Source organism: Anaerococcus tetradius ATCC 35098, from assembly GCF_000159095.1.
GTDB classification, from domain to species: Bacteria; Bacillota; Clostridia; order Tissierellales; family Peptoniphilaceae; genus Anaerococcus; species Anaerococcus tetradius.
This window is the reverse complement of the sequence record NZ_GG666300.1, coordinates 4,541-22,677: the sequence shown is the minus strand read 5'-3', so window position 1 is coordinate 22,677 and position 18,137 is coordinate 4,541. Positions and strand designations below refer to the sequence as shown.

General features: G+C 32.5%; 20 protein-coding genes. 7 read left to right on the top strand and 13 right to left on the bottom strand.

Features of this window, described 5'->3' with window-relative positions:
• Positions 1 to 14: 14 nt before the first annotated feature.
• The 7 genes from HMPREF0077_RS07445 to hcp all read right to left on the bottom strand — a co-directional run bounded on the left by HMPREF0077_RS07445 (position 15) and on the right by hcp (position 6,689).
• The gene (locus tag HMPREF0077_RS07445) at positions 15 to 548 is read right to left on the bottom strand and encodes a DUF4367 domain-containing protein (protein WP_004837384.1); all 534 of its coding nucleotides are present in this window, start codon (positions 546 to 548) and stop codon (positions 15 to 17) included.
• Positions 549 to 637: 89 nt separating this feature from the next.
• Positions 638 to 1,816, bottom strand: coding sequence for a M20 metallopeptidase family protein (locus tag HMPREF0077_RS07440; protein WP_004837383.1), 1,179 nt, complete (start codon positions 1,814 to 1,816; stop codon positions 638 to 640).
• Positions 1,817 to 1,924: 108 nt separating this feature from the next.
• Positions 1,925 to 2,179 carry a putative Se/S carrier protein gene (locus HMPREF0077_RS07435; protein WP_004837382.1) on the bottom strand — a complete coding sequence of 85 codons (255 nt, stop codon included), beginning with the start codon at positions 2,177 to 2,179 and terminating at the stop codon, positions 1,925 to 1,927.
• A complete protein-coding gene (locus tag HMPREF0077_RS07430; protein WP_004837381.1) occupies positions 2,179 to 3,453 on the bottom strand; it encodes a double-cubane-cluster-containing anaerobic reductase in 1,275 nt (424 codons plus the stop codon). Before HMPREF0077_RS07430 ends, HMPREF0077_RS07435 begins: the two co-directional genes overlap by 1 nt.
• A 1-nt stretch (position 3,454) precedes the next feature.
• Positions 3,455 to 4,192: a hypothetical protein gene (locus HMPREF0077_RS07425; RefSeq protein ID WP_004837380.1), complete on the bottom strand. Its 738-nt coding sequence runs from the start codon at positions 4,190 to 4,192 to the stop codon at positions 3,455 to 3,457.
• Positions 4,189 to 4,938: an acyl-CoA dehydratase activase gene (locus tag HMPREF0077_RS07420; RefSeq protein WP_040349592.1), complete on the bottom strand. Its 750-nt coding sequence runs from the start codon at positions 4,936 to 4,938 to the stop codon at positions 4,189 to 4,191. Before HMPREF0077_RS07420 ends, HMPREF0077_RS07425 begins: the two co-directional genes overlap by 4 nt.
• A gap of 134 nt (positions 4,939 to 5,072) precedes the next feature.
• Positions 5,073 to 6,689, bottom strand: a complete 1,617-nt coding sequence (gene hcp, locus HMPREF0077_RS07415) for a hydroxylamine reductase (protein WP_004837378.1) — start codon at positions 6,687 to 6,689, stop codon at positions 5,073 to 5,075.
• Between the two features lie 151 nt (positions 6,690 to 6,840).
• On the opposite strand from hcp, the gene HMPREF0077_RS07410 reads away from it, so the two are divergent.
• The 3 genes from HMPREF0077_RS07410 to HMPREF0077_RS07400 are packed head-to-tail and all read left to right on the top strand — an operon-like array spanning position 6,841 to position 9,034.
• Entirely contained in the window at positions 6,841 to 7,371 is a 531-nt protein-coding gene (locus HMPREF0077_RS07410) for a PTS sugar transporter subunit IIA (protein ID WP_004837377.1), read from the top strand.
• A gap of 56 nt (positions 7,372 to 7,427) precedes the next feature.
• Complete coding sequence (locus HMPREF0077_RS07405) at positions 7,428 to 8,237, top strand: Cof-type HAD-IIB family hydrolase (RefSeq protein WP_004837376.1); 810 nt, start codon at positions 7,428 to 7,430, stop codon at positions 8,235 to 8,237.
• Positions 8,237 to 9,034: a Cof-type HAD-IIB family hydrolase gene (locus HMPREF0077_RS07400; protein ID WP_004837375.1), complete on the top strand. Its 798-nt coding sequence runs from the start codon at positions 8,237 to 8,239 to the stop codon at positions 9,032 to 9,034. The genes HMPREF0077_RS07405 and HMPREF0077_RS07400 overlap by 1 nt, the downstream gene beginning before the upstream one ends.
• A gap of 90 nt (positions 9,035 to 9,124) precedes the next feature.
• Here the strand turns inward: HMPREF0077_RS07400 and HMPREF0077_RS07395 are convergent, their stop codons facing one another.
• The 4 genes from HMPREF0077_RS07395 to HMPREF0077_RS07380 form a co-directional block, all read right to left on the bottom strand.
• On the bottom strand, positions 9,125 to 10,027 hold the full coding sequence (locus HMPREF0077_RS07395) for an ATP-binding cassette domain-containing protein (RefSeq protein ID WP_081445725.1): 903 nt from the start codon (positions 10,025 to 10,027) through the stop codon (positions 9,125 to 9,127).
• A 119-nt stretch (positions 10,028 to 10,146) separates the two neighbouring features.
• Positions 10,147 to 11,307: an ATP-binding cassette domain-containing protein gene (locus HMPREF0077_RS07390; RefSeq protein WP_155811745.1), complete on the bottom strand. Its 1,161-nt coding sequence runs from the start codon at positions 11,305 to 11,307 to the stop codon at positions 10,147 to 10,149.
• Positions 11,308 to 11,548: 241 nt separating this feature from the next.
• On the bottom strand, positions 11,549 to 13,090 hold the full coding sequence (locus HMPREF0077_RS07385) for an ATP-binding cassette domain-containing protein (protein ID WP_004837372.1): 1,542 nt from the start codon (positions 13,088 to 13,090) through the stop codon (positions 11,549 to 11,551).
• Positions 13,091 to 13,372: 282 nt separating this feature from the next.
• Entirely contained in the window at positions 13,373 to 13,921 is a 549-nt protein-coding gene (locus HMPREF0077_RS07380) for a hypothetical protein (protein WP_004837371.1), read from the bottom strand.
• An 82-nt stretch (positions 13,922 to 14,003) separates the two neighbouring features.
• On the opposite strand from HMPREF0077_RS07380, the gene HMPREF0077_RS07375 reads away from it, so the two are divergent.
• Together HMPREF0077_RS07375 and mnmM are read left to right on the top strand one after the other, a co-directional pair.
• Positions 14,004 to 14,867: a helix-turn-helix domain-containing protein gene (locus tag HMPREF0077_RS07375; protein ID WP_040349589.1), complete on the top strand. Its 864-nt coding sequence runs from the start codon at positions 14,004 to 14,006 to the stop codon at positions 14,865 to 14,867.
• 31 nt (positions 14,868 to 14,898) lie between these two features.
• The gene (mnmM, locus tag HMPREF0077_RS07370; RefSeq protein WP_004837369.1) at positions 14,899 to 15,444 is read left to right on the top strand and encodes a tRNA 5-(aminomethyl)-2-thiouridylate-methyltransferase MnmM; all 546 of its coding nucleotides are present in this window, start codon (positions 14,899 to 14,901) and stop codon (positions 15,442 to 15,444) included.
• On the opposite strand, the gene HMPREF0077_RS07365 is transcribed toward mnmM, so the two are convergent.
• On the bottom strand, positions 15,441 to 16,214 hold the full coding sequence (locus tag HMPREF0077_RS07365; protein WP_004837368.1) for an alpha/beta hydrolase: 774 nt from the start codon (positions 16,212 to 16,214) through the stop codon (positions 15,441 to 15,443). The two genes, mnmM and HMPREF0077_RS07365, sit on opposite strands and share 4 nt — an antisense overlap.
• Before the next feature lie 136 nt (positions 16,215 to 16,350).
• On the opposite strand from HMPREF0077_RS07365, the gene HMPREF0077_RS07360 reads away from it, so the two are divergent.
• Positions 16,351 to 17,415: an SPFH domain-containing protein gene (locus HMPREF0077_RS07360; protein WP_004837367.1), complete on the top strand. Its 1,065-nt coding sequence runs from the start codon at positions 16,351 to 16,353 to the stop codon at positions 17,413 to 17,415.
• Positions 17,415 to 17,609: a type II toxin-antitoxin system antitoxin gene (locus HMPREF0077_RS07355; protein ID WP_004837366.1), complete on the top strand. Its 195-nt coding sequence runs from the start codon at positions 17,415 to 17,417 to the stop codon at positions 17,607 to 17,609. Before HMPREF0077_RS07360 ends, HMPREF0077_RS07355 begins: the two co-directional genes overlap by 1 nt.
• Before the next feature lie 22 nt (positions 17,610 to 17,631).
• Here the strand turns inward: HMPREF0077_RS07355 and HMPREF0077_RS07350 are convergent, their stop codons facing one another.
• Positions 17,632 to 17,967, bottom strand: a complete 336-nt coding sequence (locus HMPREF0077_RS07350) for a nitrous oxide-stimulated promoter family protein (protein WP_004837365.1) — start codon at positions 17,965 to 17,967, stop codon at positions 17,632 to 17,634.
• Positions 17,968 to 18,137: the final 170 nt, after the last annotated feature.

Below are 18,137 nucleotides of genomic sequence, written 5' to 3'. Positions count from 1 at the left end.
GATTTCTTCTTAAATTATTTAGCTTCTGAAACAACTTTTATTGTTTCATCTTTATCTAGGGAAGATCTAGCGAAGATTGAGTAGCCTTCTCTTTCTACAACTAGGTATCTGAAAGAGCCATCGTCCCAGAATTTACCATCTTTGTCGCCAACCTTCACATCTTTTGCATCTTCTGGCATTTTGAAGAGTCCTTTGAATCTTTCAGCATTATCAGAAAGTTGAACTGCAATCTTTTTGGCAGGGTTGTTCTTTTCGCCAAACTCAATTGTCAAAAGATCTTTTTTCTCATCTCTAAAGTTTTCTCCAAAATTTTCTGGAAGATAGTTGTATTTTACATCGTAAATTGGACTATCGAACTTCTTAGCTGAAGCGTCTTTTTTATTTGCGTCTTCTTTCTTATCTTCCTTGCTATCTTTATTATCAGCTTTTTCTTCTTGTTTTGTTTCTTCTTTAGCGTCTTCTTTCTTATTAGCATCATTTGAACAAGCCATAAGACCAAAAGCTAGGCTTAGAGTCATAGCACTTGCAAAAATTTTTTTAATATTCATTCCCTTCTCCTTTATATGAATTCGGTTTTAATTATACTAAATTTCCGAGCTTAAAACAAGTGATTTCAACGCTTTAACAGGTTTTCAGTTTAAATAGCGTCATCTTTTTGGAGGTCTAGGACGCAAGTAGCCATAACTTCTACGGCAGGTCTTATAGCCTTATCTGAGCAGTAGAAATTTTTGCTATGAAGGGCCTCTTTGGCATGGCCTTCTTCTCCGCTTCCAAACCAGTAGAAAAATCCTGGAACTTCTTTCATATAAAAGGCGAAGTCCTCACTTGCCATGGTGTGGCCTTCTGTGATTATATTTTCTTTGCCTAAGATTTTTTCTGCAGATTTTAGAACTTTTTCATACATTTCTTCGCCATTATATACAGATGGAATTTTTTCTGTATAGGTGATTTTGTATTTACATTCATAGGCTGTCGCTATATTTTCTACTATAGCCTCCATCCTTTTTATAGATTTTTCAAGATTTGATTCTGATAGGGATCTAATTGTTGCTGATAGGTGGGTCTTATCTACAACTAGGTTGTCTTCTGAGCCTCCACTTATAGAATTTACAGACAAAACTGCATTGTCGAAGGGATTTGTGTTTCTTGAGATTATAGTCTGGAGGGCCATTACTATATTTGAGGCACAGACTATTGGGTCGATATTTAGATGAGGCATAGAACCATGTTGTCCCTTGCCAAAGATGTCGATTTTAAAATTAACCTTCGAGCTCATCAAGGAACCCTTCTTGATGATAGCCTTGCCGAAGTCTACTTCTGGCCAATTGTGAAGACCTATTACCCTATCAATTTTCACTTTTTTGAAAAGTCCCTTGTCTATATATTCCTTGGCTCCCCTAGTAATTTCTTCGGATCTTTGGAAAATGAAAACTACATCCCCATAAAGCTCGTCTCTATGTTGGGATAAGACTGTTGCTATGGCAAGAAGAACTGAAGTGTGGTAATCGTGGCCACAGGCGTGCATTACATTTTCTATTTTTGACTTATAGGAAACATCTGTCTCTTCCTTTTGTGGGAGGGCGTCAATATCCGCCCTAATACCAACAACAGTGCCCTTCTTTCCTGTATTTAGCCTTGCTATAAGGCCTGTTTCGATAGGAAAGTCTATTATTTCTATATTATCAAGTTTTTCTAAATATTTTCTTATTATCCCTGTAGTCCTTACTTCCTTGCCGGAAACTTCTGGATTCATATGGATATCATGTCTAATCTCTATAATTTTTTCTAATATATCATCTGATAAGCTAAAGCTCATTTATAGATATCCTCCTTTTACTTCTCTACTAAGAATATACTTTTAAGAAAAAAACCTACAAATAAAAGCTAATGGGAAAATTTGTTTATCTTTTCCCATTAGCCTATTTTAAAGAAATTTATTTCTTTTACTATCAAAGTCTAGGTCTGATTTATAAATTTCATCTATTTTTATTTGATTTTTCTTTGCCAAAGGCTCGATTTTTTCTATATCTTCTTTTTTATATACATAGACCGATACGCCACAGGCATGGCTCGCCTGTCTTGGTGTTGGGGCAAGGGTTGCTTTTATCTTCTCTTTTCTTAATATTTCTAATAAGCTTGTGGCTATAGCCGCATTTTCTACTAAAATAAAATATTTCATTAGTCAAGCATTTCTATAAATGCACCTATCCTTGTCTTTAATTGTTCTGCATCTTCGTCTGTATAGTCAGTTTCTATTCCTATGCAAGGTATGTTTTCTTCTTGTAGTCTTTTTTCTACGAAATATCCTTCTGTATCGTAGATATTGCAGAATTTAAGGTTGATATCTATTACTCCATCAGCATTGTATTCGTGATAGAGTCTAATTATATCGTCAATTCTTGATGTATTTGGTGTAAAGCAAGCGCAGTTTATGCTTCCTAGATATCTTTTGGCGAGATTTTTAACTTCTGTATCCAAATCTCCCTTGGTTTCATCTACTGGGTTTTCTATATATCTAATACCCGTACACAATTCTTCTCCTACAACTGCTCCACCATTTGTTTCGATTATTTGGTGTAATTTCCAGTTTGGAATTGAAAGTGGTGTTCCTGTAAGGAGGATTCTTTTTGTTCCCTTTTTAAATACTGATACATTTTCCTTAACCCTTTGGTCGAGTTCATCGCAAAGTTCATTTACTTTTTGGGTAAATCTTACTGGGTCATCAAAAAATGAGATTTGGGTTATTAGAAGGGTATCTCTTCCTGAGATTGGAACATTGTCGAGCTTTCTAAAGTCGTAAAGTCTTTGCATGGCACGTCTTTTGTTATTAATCATTACAATTGCATCGTGCAAGTTTTCTGCTGTTACTTTATTTCCAGTTAAATCTTCAAGTCTATCTATGTATAAGTTAATTTCCTTCTCCCATTTTTCGAAATCTTCCTTCCTCTTCATTTGTGGGATATCCATTATATACATTGGTGCATCTTCTGCCAAGATTTCCCAAGCTTTTTTCTTGCCGTCACAAGTTGTTTCGCCGACAAAAAGGTCTGCTATCCTAAAGAATGGACAAGTTCTATCAAATCTTGCTCCAAGTGATGCCTTAATCAAAGGACAAGTCGCTGTTGGCAATTTTTTCTCCCCACCTGGAACCCAGAATTGTGAACCTGAACATAGCCCTGTAGAAATTCCATTTGCTGCCCAAACAACTTCTTCTGGAACATGGATACAAAAACTTCCAATAACTTTTTGACCATTCTTTTGAGCTTCAATCAATTCTGCAGGTCTTATTCCGTGGATATCTGCTGTAACTGCATTAAAATAATCCATCTTTTCTGGTCTGTCTTCTTGTGATAAAAAAACATCCCCAAAGGCTTGTGGCAAAGCTTCGCACAACAAATCGTGCTTATCAAGGTCCATACTCAATCCGTTCCACATTTCATGATTCTTATCCATATTATTTCTCCTTGTAAGTTAAGATTTTATCCGCCTTATATATGCATTTATCAAAAGTAAAGTCAGGATTTTTGGACTTTACAATTTTATAAGCTTGGTCAATATTTTCATCGATTAGATCAGTAACTGCAAAAGGACAAGTCGCTTGTATAATTTTCCTTTTAATATTTTTCCTTTGGTATTTGGACCTTATGTATTTTAGAAAAGAGATTCTTTCATCTAAATCTTTGATAAATCTTATGTAGAATCCTAATTTATAAAGCAAACTTCCATCTATATCACTTTCTTCTAGATCCCTTAGAAGAATTTTGATTATGCCGAGTTTATCTTGACTTTCCTTATAGATTTTTTCATCGAAAGATATTTCCTTAATATTTTCAAGATAAGCTCTTAAATCGTTTTCATACACTAGATCTTTGTCAGTGGATTTCTTCAAACAAGTATTGAATTTCTCACAGAAACTATCAACAACAAAAAATCGTGATGAATATATAAGGGGACATTTTTGAGTTTTAAGATAGGCAATAGTAGAATTTATTGGATCACAAAAATCATCTACTTTACAATAATCAAAAATATGGGCATCCAAGCCGATTATTGGATATGCGATAAAACCATAAGAAATTATAAGAGCCTCACAAGTATCGGATGAAACTCCGACTACCCTATCATCTTCCATCTTTGCATAAATTGCATCGACATAAGCCTCTCTTCTAAATTCTTCTAGGTCTTTTTTCATAAGATAGCTGCTCCGATTGCCCCAGCAAATCTTCCATCTGGATGGCTATAAAGCTTACTAGCTAGTTTTTCTTCTAGAGATTTCATTATGTAGGTATTATTTGAAAAACCACCAGTTAGAAAATAACCTTCGGGATTGGACTTTTTTTGAGCAAGTTTTGAAACTTTTGAAACTATAGAATTGATAACCCCACTTGCTATATCCTCTCTTTTTGTTCCCTTGCCCATCAAAGAAACTACTTCAGATTCTGCAAAAACAGTGCAAGTTGAGGAAAGCTCAATATCTTTGCCATTTTTAGCCATTTGGAAAAATTCATCAAGGTCAAGACCAAGTCTATTTGCCATAACCTCCAAAAATTTACCCGTTCCAGCTGAGCACTTATCATTCATCAAAAAATCAACAACCCTATCTTCATTTTGGACTATTACCTTAGTATCCTGTCCTCCAATATCTATGACTGTCTTATCTTTTGAACCTAAAAAATGTGCTCCCTTGCCATGGGCGGTAATTTCTGTAATCACCTTATCGGCAAAGTCGACTGCAATTCTTCCATAACCTGTGGCTGTTATGTGGCTTTCCTTTCTACTATAGCCAAGGCTTTCTAACTTGTTAATTATCAATCTTCCAGTTTCCTTGCTATTCCATCCGCTACTTATGACTTCTTTATAAAGTATTTCATTTTTTTCATTATTTATGACAACAAATTTGCTTGCTGTCGATCCAATATCGATACCAATATAATACATATTACCCTCTCTATCTAACATGATATCATAAATGAAAACTTTTTCAAAGTAATTCGAAAATTTTTTATAAAATTTTAAATGAAATCCCCAAAAAACTGAATTTTGGGGATAGGTCACTTCTTCTTATTTATTTTTTATCTTGTCATTTCCTCTAAATCTTTTTCCACACTAGTATTTCCTGAAATATTGAAATTTTCTACCAAGAAATTTACGACTGTTGGTGAAAGAAAGGCAGGAAGAGTTGGTCCTAGGTGGATATTTTTTACACCAAGGCTTAGGAGGGCGAGTAGAACTATTACAGCCTTTTGCTCATACCAAGCTATGTTGTATTCGATTGGAAGATCATTTATATCATCTAAGCCAAAGGCATCCTTTAGGGCAAGGGCTATTTGGACAAGTGAGAATGAGTCATTACATTGACCAGCATCTAGCACTCTTGGTATCCCATTTATATCTCCTAGACCAAGCTTATTGTATCTATATTTCGCACAGCCTGCTGTAAGGATTACATAATCTTTAGGAAGGGCCTTGGCAAAGTCAGTATAGTAAGACCTTTCTTTGTGTCTTCCGTCACAGCCTGCCATTACTACAAATTTCTTGATATTGCCCTTCTTAATCTCATCAATTACCTTATCGGCAAGATCTATTACTTGCTTGTGGGCAAAGCCTCCGACAACTTTGATATCTTCTAAGTTTGTTGGAGCCTTACATTTTTTAGCTAGCTCAATTATCTCTGAGAAATCCTTCTTGCCATTAAGATCTGCTTCTATATGCTTACAGCCTGGATAGCCTGCGTTTCCTGTTGTAAACATCCTTTCCTTGTAGGTGTTATTTTTCTTCATAGGAACTATGCAATTAGTAGTCATAAGGATTGGTCCGTTGAATTTTTCGAACTCCTCATTTTGACTCCACCAGCTATTACCATAGTTACCATGGAAATTATCATATTTTTTAAATTCTGGATAATAATTTGCTGGAAGCATTTCTGAGTGGGTGTAGATATCAACTCCGCTATCCTTTGCTTGCTCAAGGAGCATCTTCATGTCGTTTAGGTCGTGGCCTGAGATTAAAATTCCTGGCTTCTTACCCGCTGAATAATCTACTTCTGTGATTTCTGGGTTGCCGAAAGTTTCTGTATTAGCCTTATCAAGTAGGGCCATAGCCATAACTCCGTGGCTTCCAGTCTCCATTACAAGGTCTATTAGCTTAGTAATATCTGTGCAAGCTTTAGTAGTTTCTTCTAGGGCATAGGCTAGGAATTTGTCGACTTTTTCATCTCTGAAGCCTAGGACATTGGCGTGGTGGTTGTAGGCTGCCATTCCCTTTAGTCCGTAGATTACAAGCTCTGTAAGAGACCTTTCATCCTCATTCATTATATTTAAAACACCAACTTCGATAGCCTTTCTCCTAAGCTCATCGCTATCGTCTGACCTATATCTAGCAAATTCTGAAAGCTTGTCACTTTCTACATCTTTTAGAAGCTCATCTTTCATAGCCAAAGTTTCTTTAACTAGATTAAGTATAGCTTTCGTATCGAAGTTTGCATTGGTAATGGTTACGAAAAGATTGTTTGATAGTCTATCGTAATATTTTTCTTCAACTTCGCCCCTTTTATTTATCACTTCAGCAAGTCCCTTTGTTACATAAACAAGCAAGTCTTGCATATTTGCAGTATCTTCATTCTTACCGCAAACTCCTTGTATTTTACATCCTTGATTCTTAAAAGTTTCTTGACATTGATAACAAAACATACATTTCTCCTTTATTTCTTATTTCCTTAACTGTATCTATTATAAGCTAAAGGCTAGTCCTATTTCTGTAACATATGTTACGATAATGATTTTTTCAAAAAAATTAGTATATTAATAATAAAGAGCAATGATAGTAAGATAAGGAGGAATTATGTCATTTTTAGATAAACTAAAGGGAGTTTTTTCTGGCGAAGAAAAAAAAGATGAACATATCCAAAAGGAAGTCAAAGAAGATGAAATTATCCTTGCACCAATTACAGGAGAGGTTAAGGATATTAAAGAATGTGTCGATCCTGTTTTTTCCCAAGAGATTGTAGGCAAGGGCGTTATCACTATCCCAAGTGAGGGTAAGGTTTATGCTCCAGTTGCTGGCAAAATCTCAATGCTTGCAGAAACTGGCCACGCTATTGGTATCACTAGTGTTAACGGTACAGAGCTATTAATTCACATAGGTCTAGATACAGTAGAGCTTGAAGGCAAACCTTTCGAAATCAAAGTAGCTAGCAATAGCCAAGTTCAATGTGGGGACCTTCTAATAGAATTCGACATTGATGCTATAAAAGAAGCTGGCAAAGAAATCCAATCACCAATCATTATTACAAATACTGATGATAAGACAATCACTTGTCTTAAACTAGGTCAAATAGTTCATGGCGAAGACCTTCTAAAGATAGAAGCTTAATTACTAATACCAGGTTTGATATAGGCCTGGTATTTCTATTTAAACTGGAGGATATATTGAAATTAATCGGAGTAGACTTAGATGGTAGTCTTCTTAATAGTAAAAATCAAATAAGCGAAAGAACGAAAAAAACACTAATAAGGTCCATGGAAGAAGGCAATAAACTTGCTATAATTACTGGTAGGGACTTCTATGCGGCGGAATTTCTAGGAAAAGCCCTGGCCTTTGATAGATATGGCGGTCTTATTTCTTCATCAAATGGTGCCCATGTCTACGATATGAAAGAAAAAAAGACCATTATTAACCACTACCTAGATTATAATCTCATAAAAGAGATGATAGCTTTCGGCAAAAGTCTTGGTTTTGATTATATAATCTATCACAAAGGAGAAATCCTCGCTGAGAATGACAGAGCCCACAGCCTAGAATTTTTATCACAAAAAAACAAAATGCCTTATAGGATAATAGGAAACTTAGAAGATAAGATAGATTTTCCCCTAAATAAGCTCCTTTTTTCTGCAAGGCCAGAAATAATAGAAAAGAATATAGAAAAGTTTAGGGATAGATTCAAAAAAAGAGTTAATCCCATCCATTCCATGCCCCAATTTCTAGATTGTATGCCACTTGGAATAAACAAGGGCAAAAGCATTTTGGAAATAGCCGACTATTTTTCCATAAAACATGAGGACACTTATGCCTTCGGTGATGAAATAAACGATATGGAAATGATCCAGATGGCAGGAGTTGGAATCGCTATGGCTAATGCTAGCAATAGATTAAAAAAAGAAGCAGACGAAATTACTTTATCGAATGATGAAGACGGGATAGCTTATTATATAGAAAAGAATTTATTAAAGGAGAAATAATGAAATTAATAGGAGTAGATGTCGATGGAACTCTTGTAAATAGCAAGAGGGTCATAACTGAAAATACAAAAAGAGCCTTAATTTCTGCCATGAAAGAAGGCCACAAGGTCGTAATAGTTACTGGAAGGCCTACTGCTGGGGCTCGTGACTTGGCAGAAAGATTAGAATTTGAAAAATATGGAGGTCTTATTTCAAGCTTTAATGGAGGAGCAATAACAAACTTTGCTACAGGAGATCTTCTTTCTAACCACGAAATGGATCATAAGCTTGCAGTAGAAATCTTAGAATTTGCCAAAGACCTAGTCCTCGAGACCATGGTCCCTTATAAGGATACAGTTTATAGCCCAAAAATCGGTCCTTACACAAAGGGTGAGGCTACTACCCTAAAGATGGAGGCAGTCGAAGTAGAAGATCTCTATAAAAAAATCGACTTTCCTGTAAATAAAATCCTCTTTGCAGCAGACCCTGAAATAATTGATGATCCAGCAAAAAAACTTTATGAAAAATTTGGAAAACTTACAGTCCAAGTTAAATCCTCAAGATTTTACTATGAAGTTATGCCAAAAGGACTTTCCAAAGGAAAAAGCCTTCTAGAAATAGCAGAAATATTTAATATAGACCAAAAAGACATAATAGCCTTTGGTGATGAAATGAACGATGAGACTATGATTAAAGCTGCTGGAGTGGGAGTTGCCATGGGAAATGCAGTAGAAAAAATAAAAGAAATAGCAGACTACGTAACCCTCACAAATGACGAAGATGGCATAGCCTACTATCTTGATAGATTTGTTTTATAAAAGCTTTGGATAAACTTTGAGAGCCTGGGCTTAATTCTTGTAATCTTCAATATTTATTACATGGTCAAAGCTTTGTAGATAGGCTTTGTCTTAATTATAAGTGATTACTATTCTAGTTAGATTATCTAGGCTTTCGATTAATCCTTCGATTGACCTAGCACTTTCTGGATCAAGTCCACTAGTTGGCTCATCGAAGATTAATACTTCACTTCCCTTATACAAGGCCCTAGCAAGTTCTAATTTCTTTTTCTCGCCACCAGAAAGACTTCCGTTTTTTATTACCCCGTCCATCTTCTCATGATAAACTCGACTTAATCCTACCCTATCGATAATTCTTTCAATCCTATCTCTATCAAGCCCATCATCACCCATAGCGATATTGTTTATGAAAGTATCCTCAAATACTATAGGATTTTGTGGGATATAGTATATACTGTCATATAATTCTTCTTCCGAAAAATCCTTGAAGTTGCCATTAGAAAATGAAATCTCTCCACCATAGTCTTCATTTACCTTCATAAGAATCTTGGCAAGAGTGGACTTACCAGAACCTGAATTTCCAATTATGGCATAGGACTTGGCTTTTTCTATATCCAAATCCATCTTATCAAAGACCTTGATAGGTCCATAGGAAAATGATAGATTGTTTAGCCTAAGGTCTAGTTGTGGAATTTTTTCTTCTTTGACAATTTCTTTCCTTTCAGGAATCTCCCTTATCACCATCTCCTTTATTTTCTTAGTAGATAAAATGTTAACCAAATATCCAAAAGAATCTGCTAAAGTCGCTGTAGAAATTGAAACTAACTTTAGAGAAGCCAAGAGGTCAGATAGTTGTAAATATTGATTCTTAACCAGAATACTACAAATATATGTAACTGACAAAGATGATAAAATATTAATACTAAAAAGAGTTTGACCGAACATGCTAATGGAAACATTTAGATGGGTTAAAGATTTCAATAACCTATTATCATCCACATCAAATTTTTTCAAAAAATATTCTTTATTCTCTTGTTCTCACATCTTATTAAAAAACTATCTTTTCTTATCGACCAATCTACTTTTCTAAATTTATATCGTTAGATAAAACATTTCAGTATCACTTCTTGTCACTAGTTTTTTAAATATATAACATTAAAATTTTTGTATTCATTTCTATACTCAGTATCAGCAATCAAAAATGTTTTGCCAGAATTTTCGAATTCTTCAAATATTAATGATCTAATAGCAAAATCTATAGAAAATAAATTATTGTCGATTAAAATCACATCCTTACCTGATAGCAAAGCTCTGGCTATAGCAATTCTATCGATTTGCCCTCCTGATAGTTCATCACTAATTAGTTCTTTCCTATCCTCCAAATCATTTAATGAAAAAATTTCTACAATTTCTCTATACATATAAGGATTACCGTCAGTAACTATGTTCTCATATAAATCTTCGCTTAATACTGATGAATTCTTAAGAACCAAACAATATTCTCTGTTACTAGCAAGCTCTTTAAAAATCCTGCTCTTACCAGAACCATTGTCTCCAATTAATACATTTACTTCACCCAAACTTATTCTATTTATGATATTATCAACTTTAAAAATAGATTTATCTTCGCATAAATTGAAGTTCAGCTTATTATTAAAGGAATCTAAACTCACTTTCAAATCATTATTTATTACTATAAATGTCGATACATATGTCGATAAGTCATTTATGATAAAACTATAGCTTATCAACAAAGCAAGGTCTCCTACAGAAAAGTTTCTAAAATATATTACTGCCAAGAGTATAGATATTAAATTCAAATCTACCAAAGATTGGTTGATAGTGTTTATCATAATATTGAAATAGCTATACTTAAACTTATCACTCTTATTTTTCATTAAATGTTTATTATAGATATCAAAATATTTATTCTCCAGAGATTCAATCCTTATTTTTCTGCTTTCACCTATAACATCTTGGTATATCTTTATGAGGTTAGTTTCATTGTTTCTTATAATCATACTTTTATCGTAAAGCTTATCTTTTAGAAAATTCAATATGAAGAATATAAGTATAGGAACTACTAGTATAACCATAGCTACATAAATATTTATTGAGGCAATTATTATAAACGCTATTATAGAGCCAACTACATTGCAGATTGTATCAACTCCATATGATATATATGATACTATTGAATTAATATCATTTTGAATAGTATCAATAAATATTTGGCTATTAGAATCCGAAACTTTTCTAGATTCAAGGCATTTGCTAATGATTCTCTCATACATAACATTGACCCACTTATGTTGCGCCTTAATATCTATATCTGCTCCCAATTTTATAAGTGGAAATCTTAACAGAAAGATAATTGTATATAAAAATACAATGATTAATAAATTATTATTTTGATTTGAGTCAAAATAAAGTTTGATTAGGTATGATAATAACAAAGGAATATTATGTGCTAAAAGCCAAATTAGCAAGTCTAATACAAAATATTTAGGATATTCTTTAATTAAAGTTTTTACATTAATATTTTCCAAGATCAATCACCTCGTCTGCCATGGCAATAATTCTCTCTTCATGACTGATAATAACTATGATCTTATCAATATTATCAGCAAGCTTAAAGAAAGCATCACATTTACCTTCGTCAATCCCCAAAAACGTCTCATCCATTATAATGATATCCTTATTTGAATTTAAAGCCTTAAGAAGATATAAGCTCCTATATTCACCATTAGATAATTCATCCAATGGGGTGGCAAAATCCTTATTTGGAAGAAAAATATTTAGAGTTCTTATGGATTCTTGATTTTCACTAATCACATCAGCAATGATAGCTTCCTTAGATAATTCAATTTTTTGATCTATGTATTCTATCTTTTCACTAATAGATTCTTTCTTAAACATCCTTATATCAATATCATTATATTTTATACTTCCATCTATTGGATCAAATAGCCTAACCATCAAGTTAATCAGTGTTGACTTACCCGATCCAGAGACTCCTCTTACAAGATATTTTTTCTTAGAGAAAGTGTAATTAAAATCTTTAAAAATTTCCTTCTCAGAATAGGAAAAACTTACATTAGAAAACTCAATTTTGGATACTTTTTCACACAAATCATAATTCCCATATTCTAGTTTTCTAGAATTTAAATCTAAAAATCCAAATATTCTTTCTTTTACAATCCCTATATTAGGTAGAGTCTCTAATTGTAATCTTATCTCCATAATTGGATCTTCTATTAAATCAATATAATATATAAACAAATATAAGCTTCCCAACGTTACTAGCTCATTGTTGATTAAAAATATTCCTGATATCATCACAATTATCTTCATAGATGAAAATACAAAAATAGAACTAATCCAATACTCATAAGAAATAAAGTTTGATACAACTTCGTAACTAAAAAATTTCGATATTGATTTTCTCAACCTGTTTATTAAATAAGTATCTTTATCAATGTATACAAACTCCTCCAATAAAGTAAAAGTCTCAGAGAATAGACTTATCATTCTATCATAAGTTTCCTTGGTATTTTTAACCTTGATTTTAGATTTTTCCTTAATTTTATTTAATAAGATTAAGAAAGCTATAATCATCACAATAAATAAAAATGAAAAATAAGATAACTTATTAACTGATACAATAAAAATTCCAGAAAGAATTAAAATATTCTTAAATGTTATCGATAAAAAATTTATATAAAAATCTATTAATGAGTCCACATCCTTATTTAAATTAATCAATTTTCCTTCATCTTCTCTAATAATATTTAGGTAACTAATATCAAGTAACTTAGACATCATATTTTTTTTGAGATCATACTCTAATGAATAATTTAGATAATTTTCCAATAACATATCGAAAATATTAAAAATTCCCTTAGCTATCACTAGTAATGCAATCACCAAAAAAATATTTTTCAATCTATATATATTTGAAATGTTATCAATAAATTTAGATATATAAATAGGATAAAAAACCATTGTCAAGGATATTAAAATAAGCAAAATTCCATGAATAGCAATAATAAATTTTTTTTGTAAATCAATTTTCATAATTACCTCTTAAAATAATGAGCTGCTGCAAAACTATGATTGTATCGTATCATCATTATAATTACCACATAAAAATTTCAGTCTCGTTTGATAACTTATTGAAATTTTTGTATGTGTTCTTTAGTTGAAATCTACAAATTTTTGATTCTGCAACAGCCCTTGTGTTTTTACTATGCCTTCTTAATTATTCTAATTTTTACAACATTTTTTGTAGAAATACTACCTTTGCATTTAGACATAAATTCACCTCCTTTAGATTTATTTATAAATAATATATATTATTTATATTTCTTTAATTATTTCAACTTCTTCATCACTATAAATATAGTGGACTACCTCCTTTGTTTTGATAAATGTACTTGTAATTTCGTTGTATATTTTACTTGGAATCTCTTCAAGATAGTTAATAAAATTTTCTATAGTATCTTCAACTTTAGAATTAGATACTAAGTAATCATAATACGAACATTTTTTACTTAATGCCCAATAATTTTTTCCATCCAAATAATTGACTATCATAAATGGAAAGAGCATACAAAATAATGGTTTATTTTTTTGAATTTTACAGTTTCCTTTTGAATCTCTCAATTTACATGTTGGGGACTGCTGTGTTAAATCAATGTTTCCACTTTCATCATTATCGAATGTATTTAATAAATTTATATTATCATTCAAACAAACAATTTCCGCCCCTATATCCACTAATTCATCAACTTCACTTTCAAGAATGTGTATAATGCCTTTGCAATCACTATATTCGCATTCTATACATGATTCATGTATATTAGAAAATAAATCTTTATTTAATCTATCTTTAATTAATCTTAACAATATAATTCTTTTACTACCATATAAAAATTGTCTATGGAATAATATATAAATATATGATAAAATATTAATTTAGGTGATGTATATGAATGATAGAAAATATATTTTCGGGAAATTCTTAAAGGATATTAGAAATAAGAGGAATTTAAGTCAAGAGAGATTGGCTGAGCTTAGTTTTATTAATATCAAAACTATTTCTAATATGGAAAATGCCAAGGTTAACTTTGATTTGGATAACTTGGATAGACTTTCTTCTATTTTATCTGTCGATTTGATTGAAAAGTATTTTGAGATAATGTATGAAGATAGCTCAAATATTGAAAATATCATTTCTTCCTTAAATAGCAAAGATAGGTACGAAGGAAAAGATCAGTCTCTTGAGATTAATGAACTTATAAGAATAAAAGAAAGAACTTCTAGAGATGTTGTGAAGATTAAGGCTTTAAAGTTGATATTGTTTTTTAGGAGTATGGAAGTCAAAGGTAATCCTGCTCTTAGAAAGAATTTGATTATAAAGGCACTAAATGCAGGTGGAAAGTTTGATTTCAACGATCTAAATAATAATTATTATGATAATATAGATTATAGGATTTTGATGAACTATGCAACGTGTTTAGATGATCAGCAAGAAAAGCTAAGAATTTGTAAGTTTATAGAAGAGAGCGATGTTTTAGATAATAATGTTAGAGCAGTTTTGTACCATAATATTAGTAATATTTATTACATATTGGAAGATAATCAGAAAGCTCTAGAATATATTAATATGGCCTTAGCTTATAATTCGGACAATCCTAAGTCCGCTGTAATGCTTTACACAAAATCTATCATTCTAATGGATGATAAGCTTCCCTACGAAGATTATATAAAAGAAGCACTCGATATTTCTAAAAAGACTGATCCTGATACTTATAATTTCATCTTACATAAATTCAAAAATATAAAAAGATAGCTTACTAGTATGCTTATTCTAAGGAGCAATTATGATTGAAAGAGTAACAGATCTTGTTAAGGAAATTCTAATTAGAAAGAAAAATATAAATCTCGCTGTGGATATGACGGCAGGTAATGGTCATGATTCGGCCTTTATCCTTGATGTTTTGGGTGCAAAGAAGCTTATCGCCTTTGATATTCAAGAAGAGGCAAGGGAAAATACCTTAAATTTACTTGGACCTAGGGATAATTTTTCCTTTATTTTGGACAGTCACGCCCATATTGATAATTACATAAAAGAAAAAATCGACTTGGCCGTTTATAATTTAGGCTATCTACCAAATTCTGATAAGACCATCACTACAAGGGCTGATTCTACTATAGAAAGTTTAAAGAAGGTCTTAGGACTTCTACAGAAAAATGGCAGGGTGATTATCACCATCTACCCAGGTCATGATCAAGGAAAAATCGAAGCGGATAGGCTTGAAATTTTCTTAGAAAAGCTAGACCCAAAGGATTTTGCTATCCTTAAATTATCCTACCCAAATAAAACAGATATCTCACCCTATGTTATTCTCATTGAAAAGAAATTCTAAATATTTTCCCTAATAAAATCATTGGTCAATTCAAAAATTTCTAGTCTTTTTTCATAACTCGTAAAGTTGTGGCCAATATTTTCTATTTCTATATACTTACAATCCGTGAACTTCTCTTCTAGAAGGGTCATGGATTCTTTTTCTATAACAGGATCTTTTTCTCCCCTAACAAGGAGGACCTTGCCCTCATAAGACTTTGCCATTTTTAAAAAATCATATTTTCTGCTATCTTCTACAATCTTTGCCGATAGTCTAAGGCCACCCAAGTCCTTCTCGCCTACAAGTTGGCTTCTGGATAAGTCATCTAGGCTTTTTATAAGATTTGAGTTTTCCAAAGAATAGTTGATTCCCGGCGCATAAAGTATAAGTCCCTTGGGATTTTTAAGCTCTGCTATTTTTATTGCTACAGCCCCTCCCATTGAGTGGGCCCTAATAAATATTTTGTTTTTATCTACAAAAATTTCTCTTTCTACACTTTCATAAATTAGCTTTGCATCTTCAATCTGCCTAGTAAAGGTCAAATCGTAAAAGCTCCCCTCGCTTTCCCCACAGCCCCTAAAATCAAATCTATATACAATAAAGCCTGCTGCAGTTAGGTACTTTGCTTGCTGGATTGACATATAATTAATTCCATTCCTATCATCCATAAGACCATGATAGAAAATTATTGGAATATACTTTTTATTCTCGTTAAAATCATCAGCTGTATTTAAAACGCCTCTAATGATGTCGTTGTTAGCTACTCTTATACTTTTGTAAAAATACTTCATAGTCCCTCCTAGCCTATATTTACCCTAAATTTAATAAAAAAGTCTTGTAAGATTATGTAAAATATATTAAGAGCTATTGACTAAATAAAAATATGATGATATCATTATGATATCATAAAGAATAAAAGGAGGAAGTATGGATAAGTTCGAAAAAAAACTCGAAAATTCTAATAATGTTGAAGAGAAAATTCTTAAAGCGAAAAAGAATGGTATTGTCATCTTAATTATCTACCTAGCCCTTCTAGCTGGGTCTATCTTAACTATTGTAGTTAATGGAAATATTCTCGATAGTGGAGATTATTCTAGTTTAAACATTGTTTTATTTGTTATAGCTATAGCCTATATAATCTTGGGTTGGATTATGCTATTAGGTCTTAAAATTTTAAAACCTCAAGAATCCTTGGTCCTAACGCTTTTCGGTAAATATATAGGAACTCTAAAGGGCGAAGGCTTCTACTATGTAAATCCTTTCGTATCTGCTATAAATCCAGCAGCAAGCACCAAACTTGGCCAATCAGGAGATGTTAGTGATAACAAGGGATTTTTCGACAAGGCTAACACGGCAAATTACCAAGCACCTAGCAAAAAAATATCGCTTAAAGTAATGACCCTAAATAATAGCAAGCAAAAAATCAATGATTATCTAGGAAATCCAGTAGAAATTGGTATAGCTGTGATGTGGAAGGTAAAGGATACAGCCAAGGCAGTATTTAATGTTGACAACTACAAGGAATATCTTTCCCTACAGACAGATACAGCCCTAAGAAATATTGTTCGCCAATATCCTTACGATGTGAACCCTCACTATGAAATCGACACGACTGGCGATGGAGAACCGGACGATGGATCACTCAGAGGTTCAAGTGAAATTGTCGCTAGAAGGATTAAAGAAGAAATCCAAGAAAGAGTAGAATTTGCAGGCCTTGAAATAATAGAAGCACGAATTACCCACCTATCTTACGCATCTGAAATTGCAGCAGCTATGCTACAAAGACAACAAGCTTCAGCCCTAATAGATGCTAGAGCAATGCTAGTTGATGGCGCTGTAGGGATGGTTGAGATGGCACTTGCTAAACTTGAAGAAAATAGCGTAATAGACCTAGACGAAGAAAGAAAAGCCGCCATGGTATCAAACCTCCTAGTAGTCCTTTGTGGTAACCACGAAGCAAGCCCAATAGTTAACACAGGAAGCTTGTATTAATGGCAAAAAAACAAATACCCCTAAGGGTATCAGAAAAACTATACGCTCAAATAGCCCAATGGGCAGAAGATGACTTTAGATCAATCAATGGTCAAATAGAATATCTACTAACAGAATGCGTAAAACAAAGAAAAAAAGACGGCAAATACGTATCAGAAACAATAGATGAACCAATAGAATTAGACATTGAGTAAAGAAAAAGTCCTACTTAGAAAATTATTTTCTGTAGGACTTTTTACTTGCAAGTTTTCTTATAAGACTAGATTTATGTAATAGATGCTTTATAGACATGCCAGGTCTATAAAAAATAAAGCGTGGACCAGAAAACTTCATAATCTCACGAATCTGCTCTCGCCTCGCAGGTTCGTAGCAGTGAATCTTACAGTAAGAACAAAATAGCTTACTAGAACCATGAATACAAGAAGAAAGCTTACTTTTGACATAAGCCTTAAGCTCACTAATCTCATCATCAGAAAAACTATCATTCTTCCTATGATACAAATCAATCATCTCACAAACAATCATGTATTCTTCCTTAAGTTTCTTGTCCATAAATCCCTCCTATGTACTAATACTATACTAGATATATCTATCTTAGCTTTTCTAATCTGTAGATTAGATTAAAAAAACAAGGATAACTCCTCAAATATAAAGTTAAACTATATAACAAATCATACAAGCAAATAAAATATTAAGGAAGTTCTCAGAACTGCTTGGTGAGT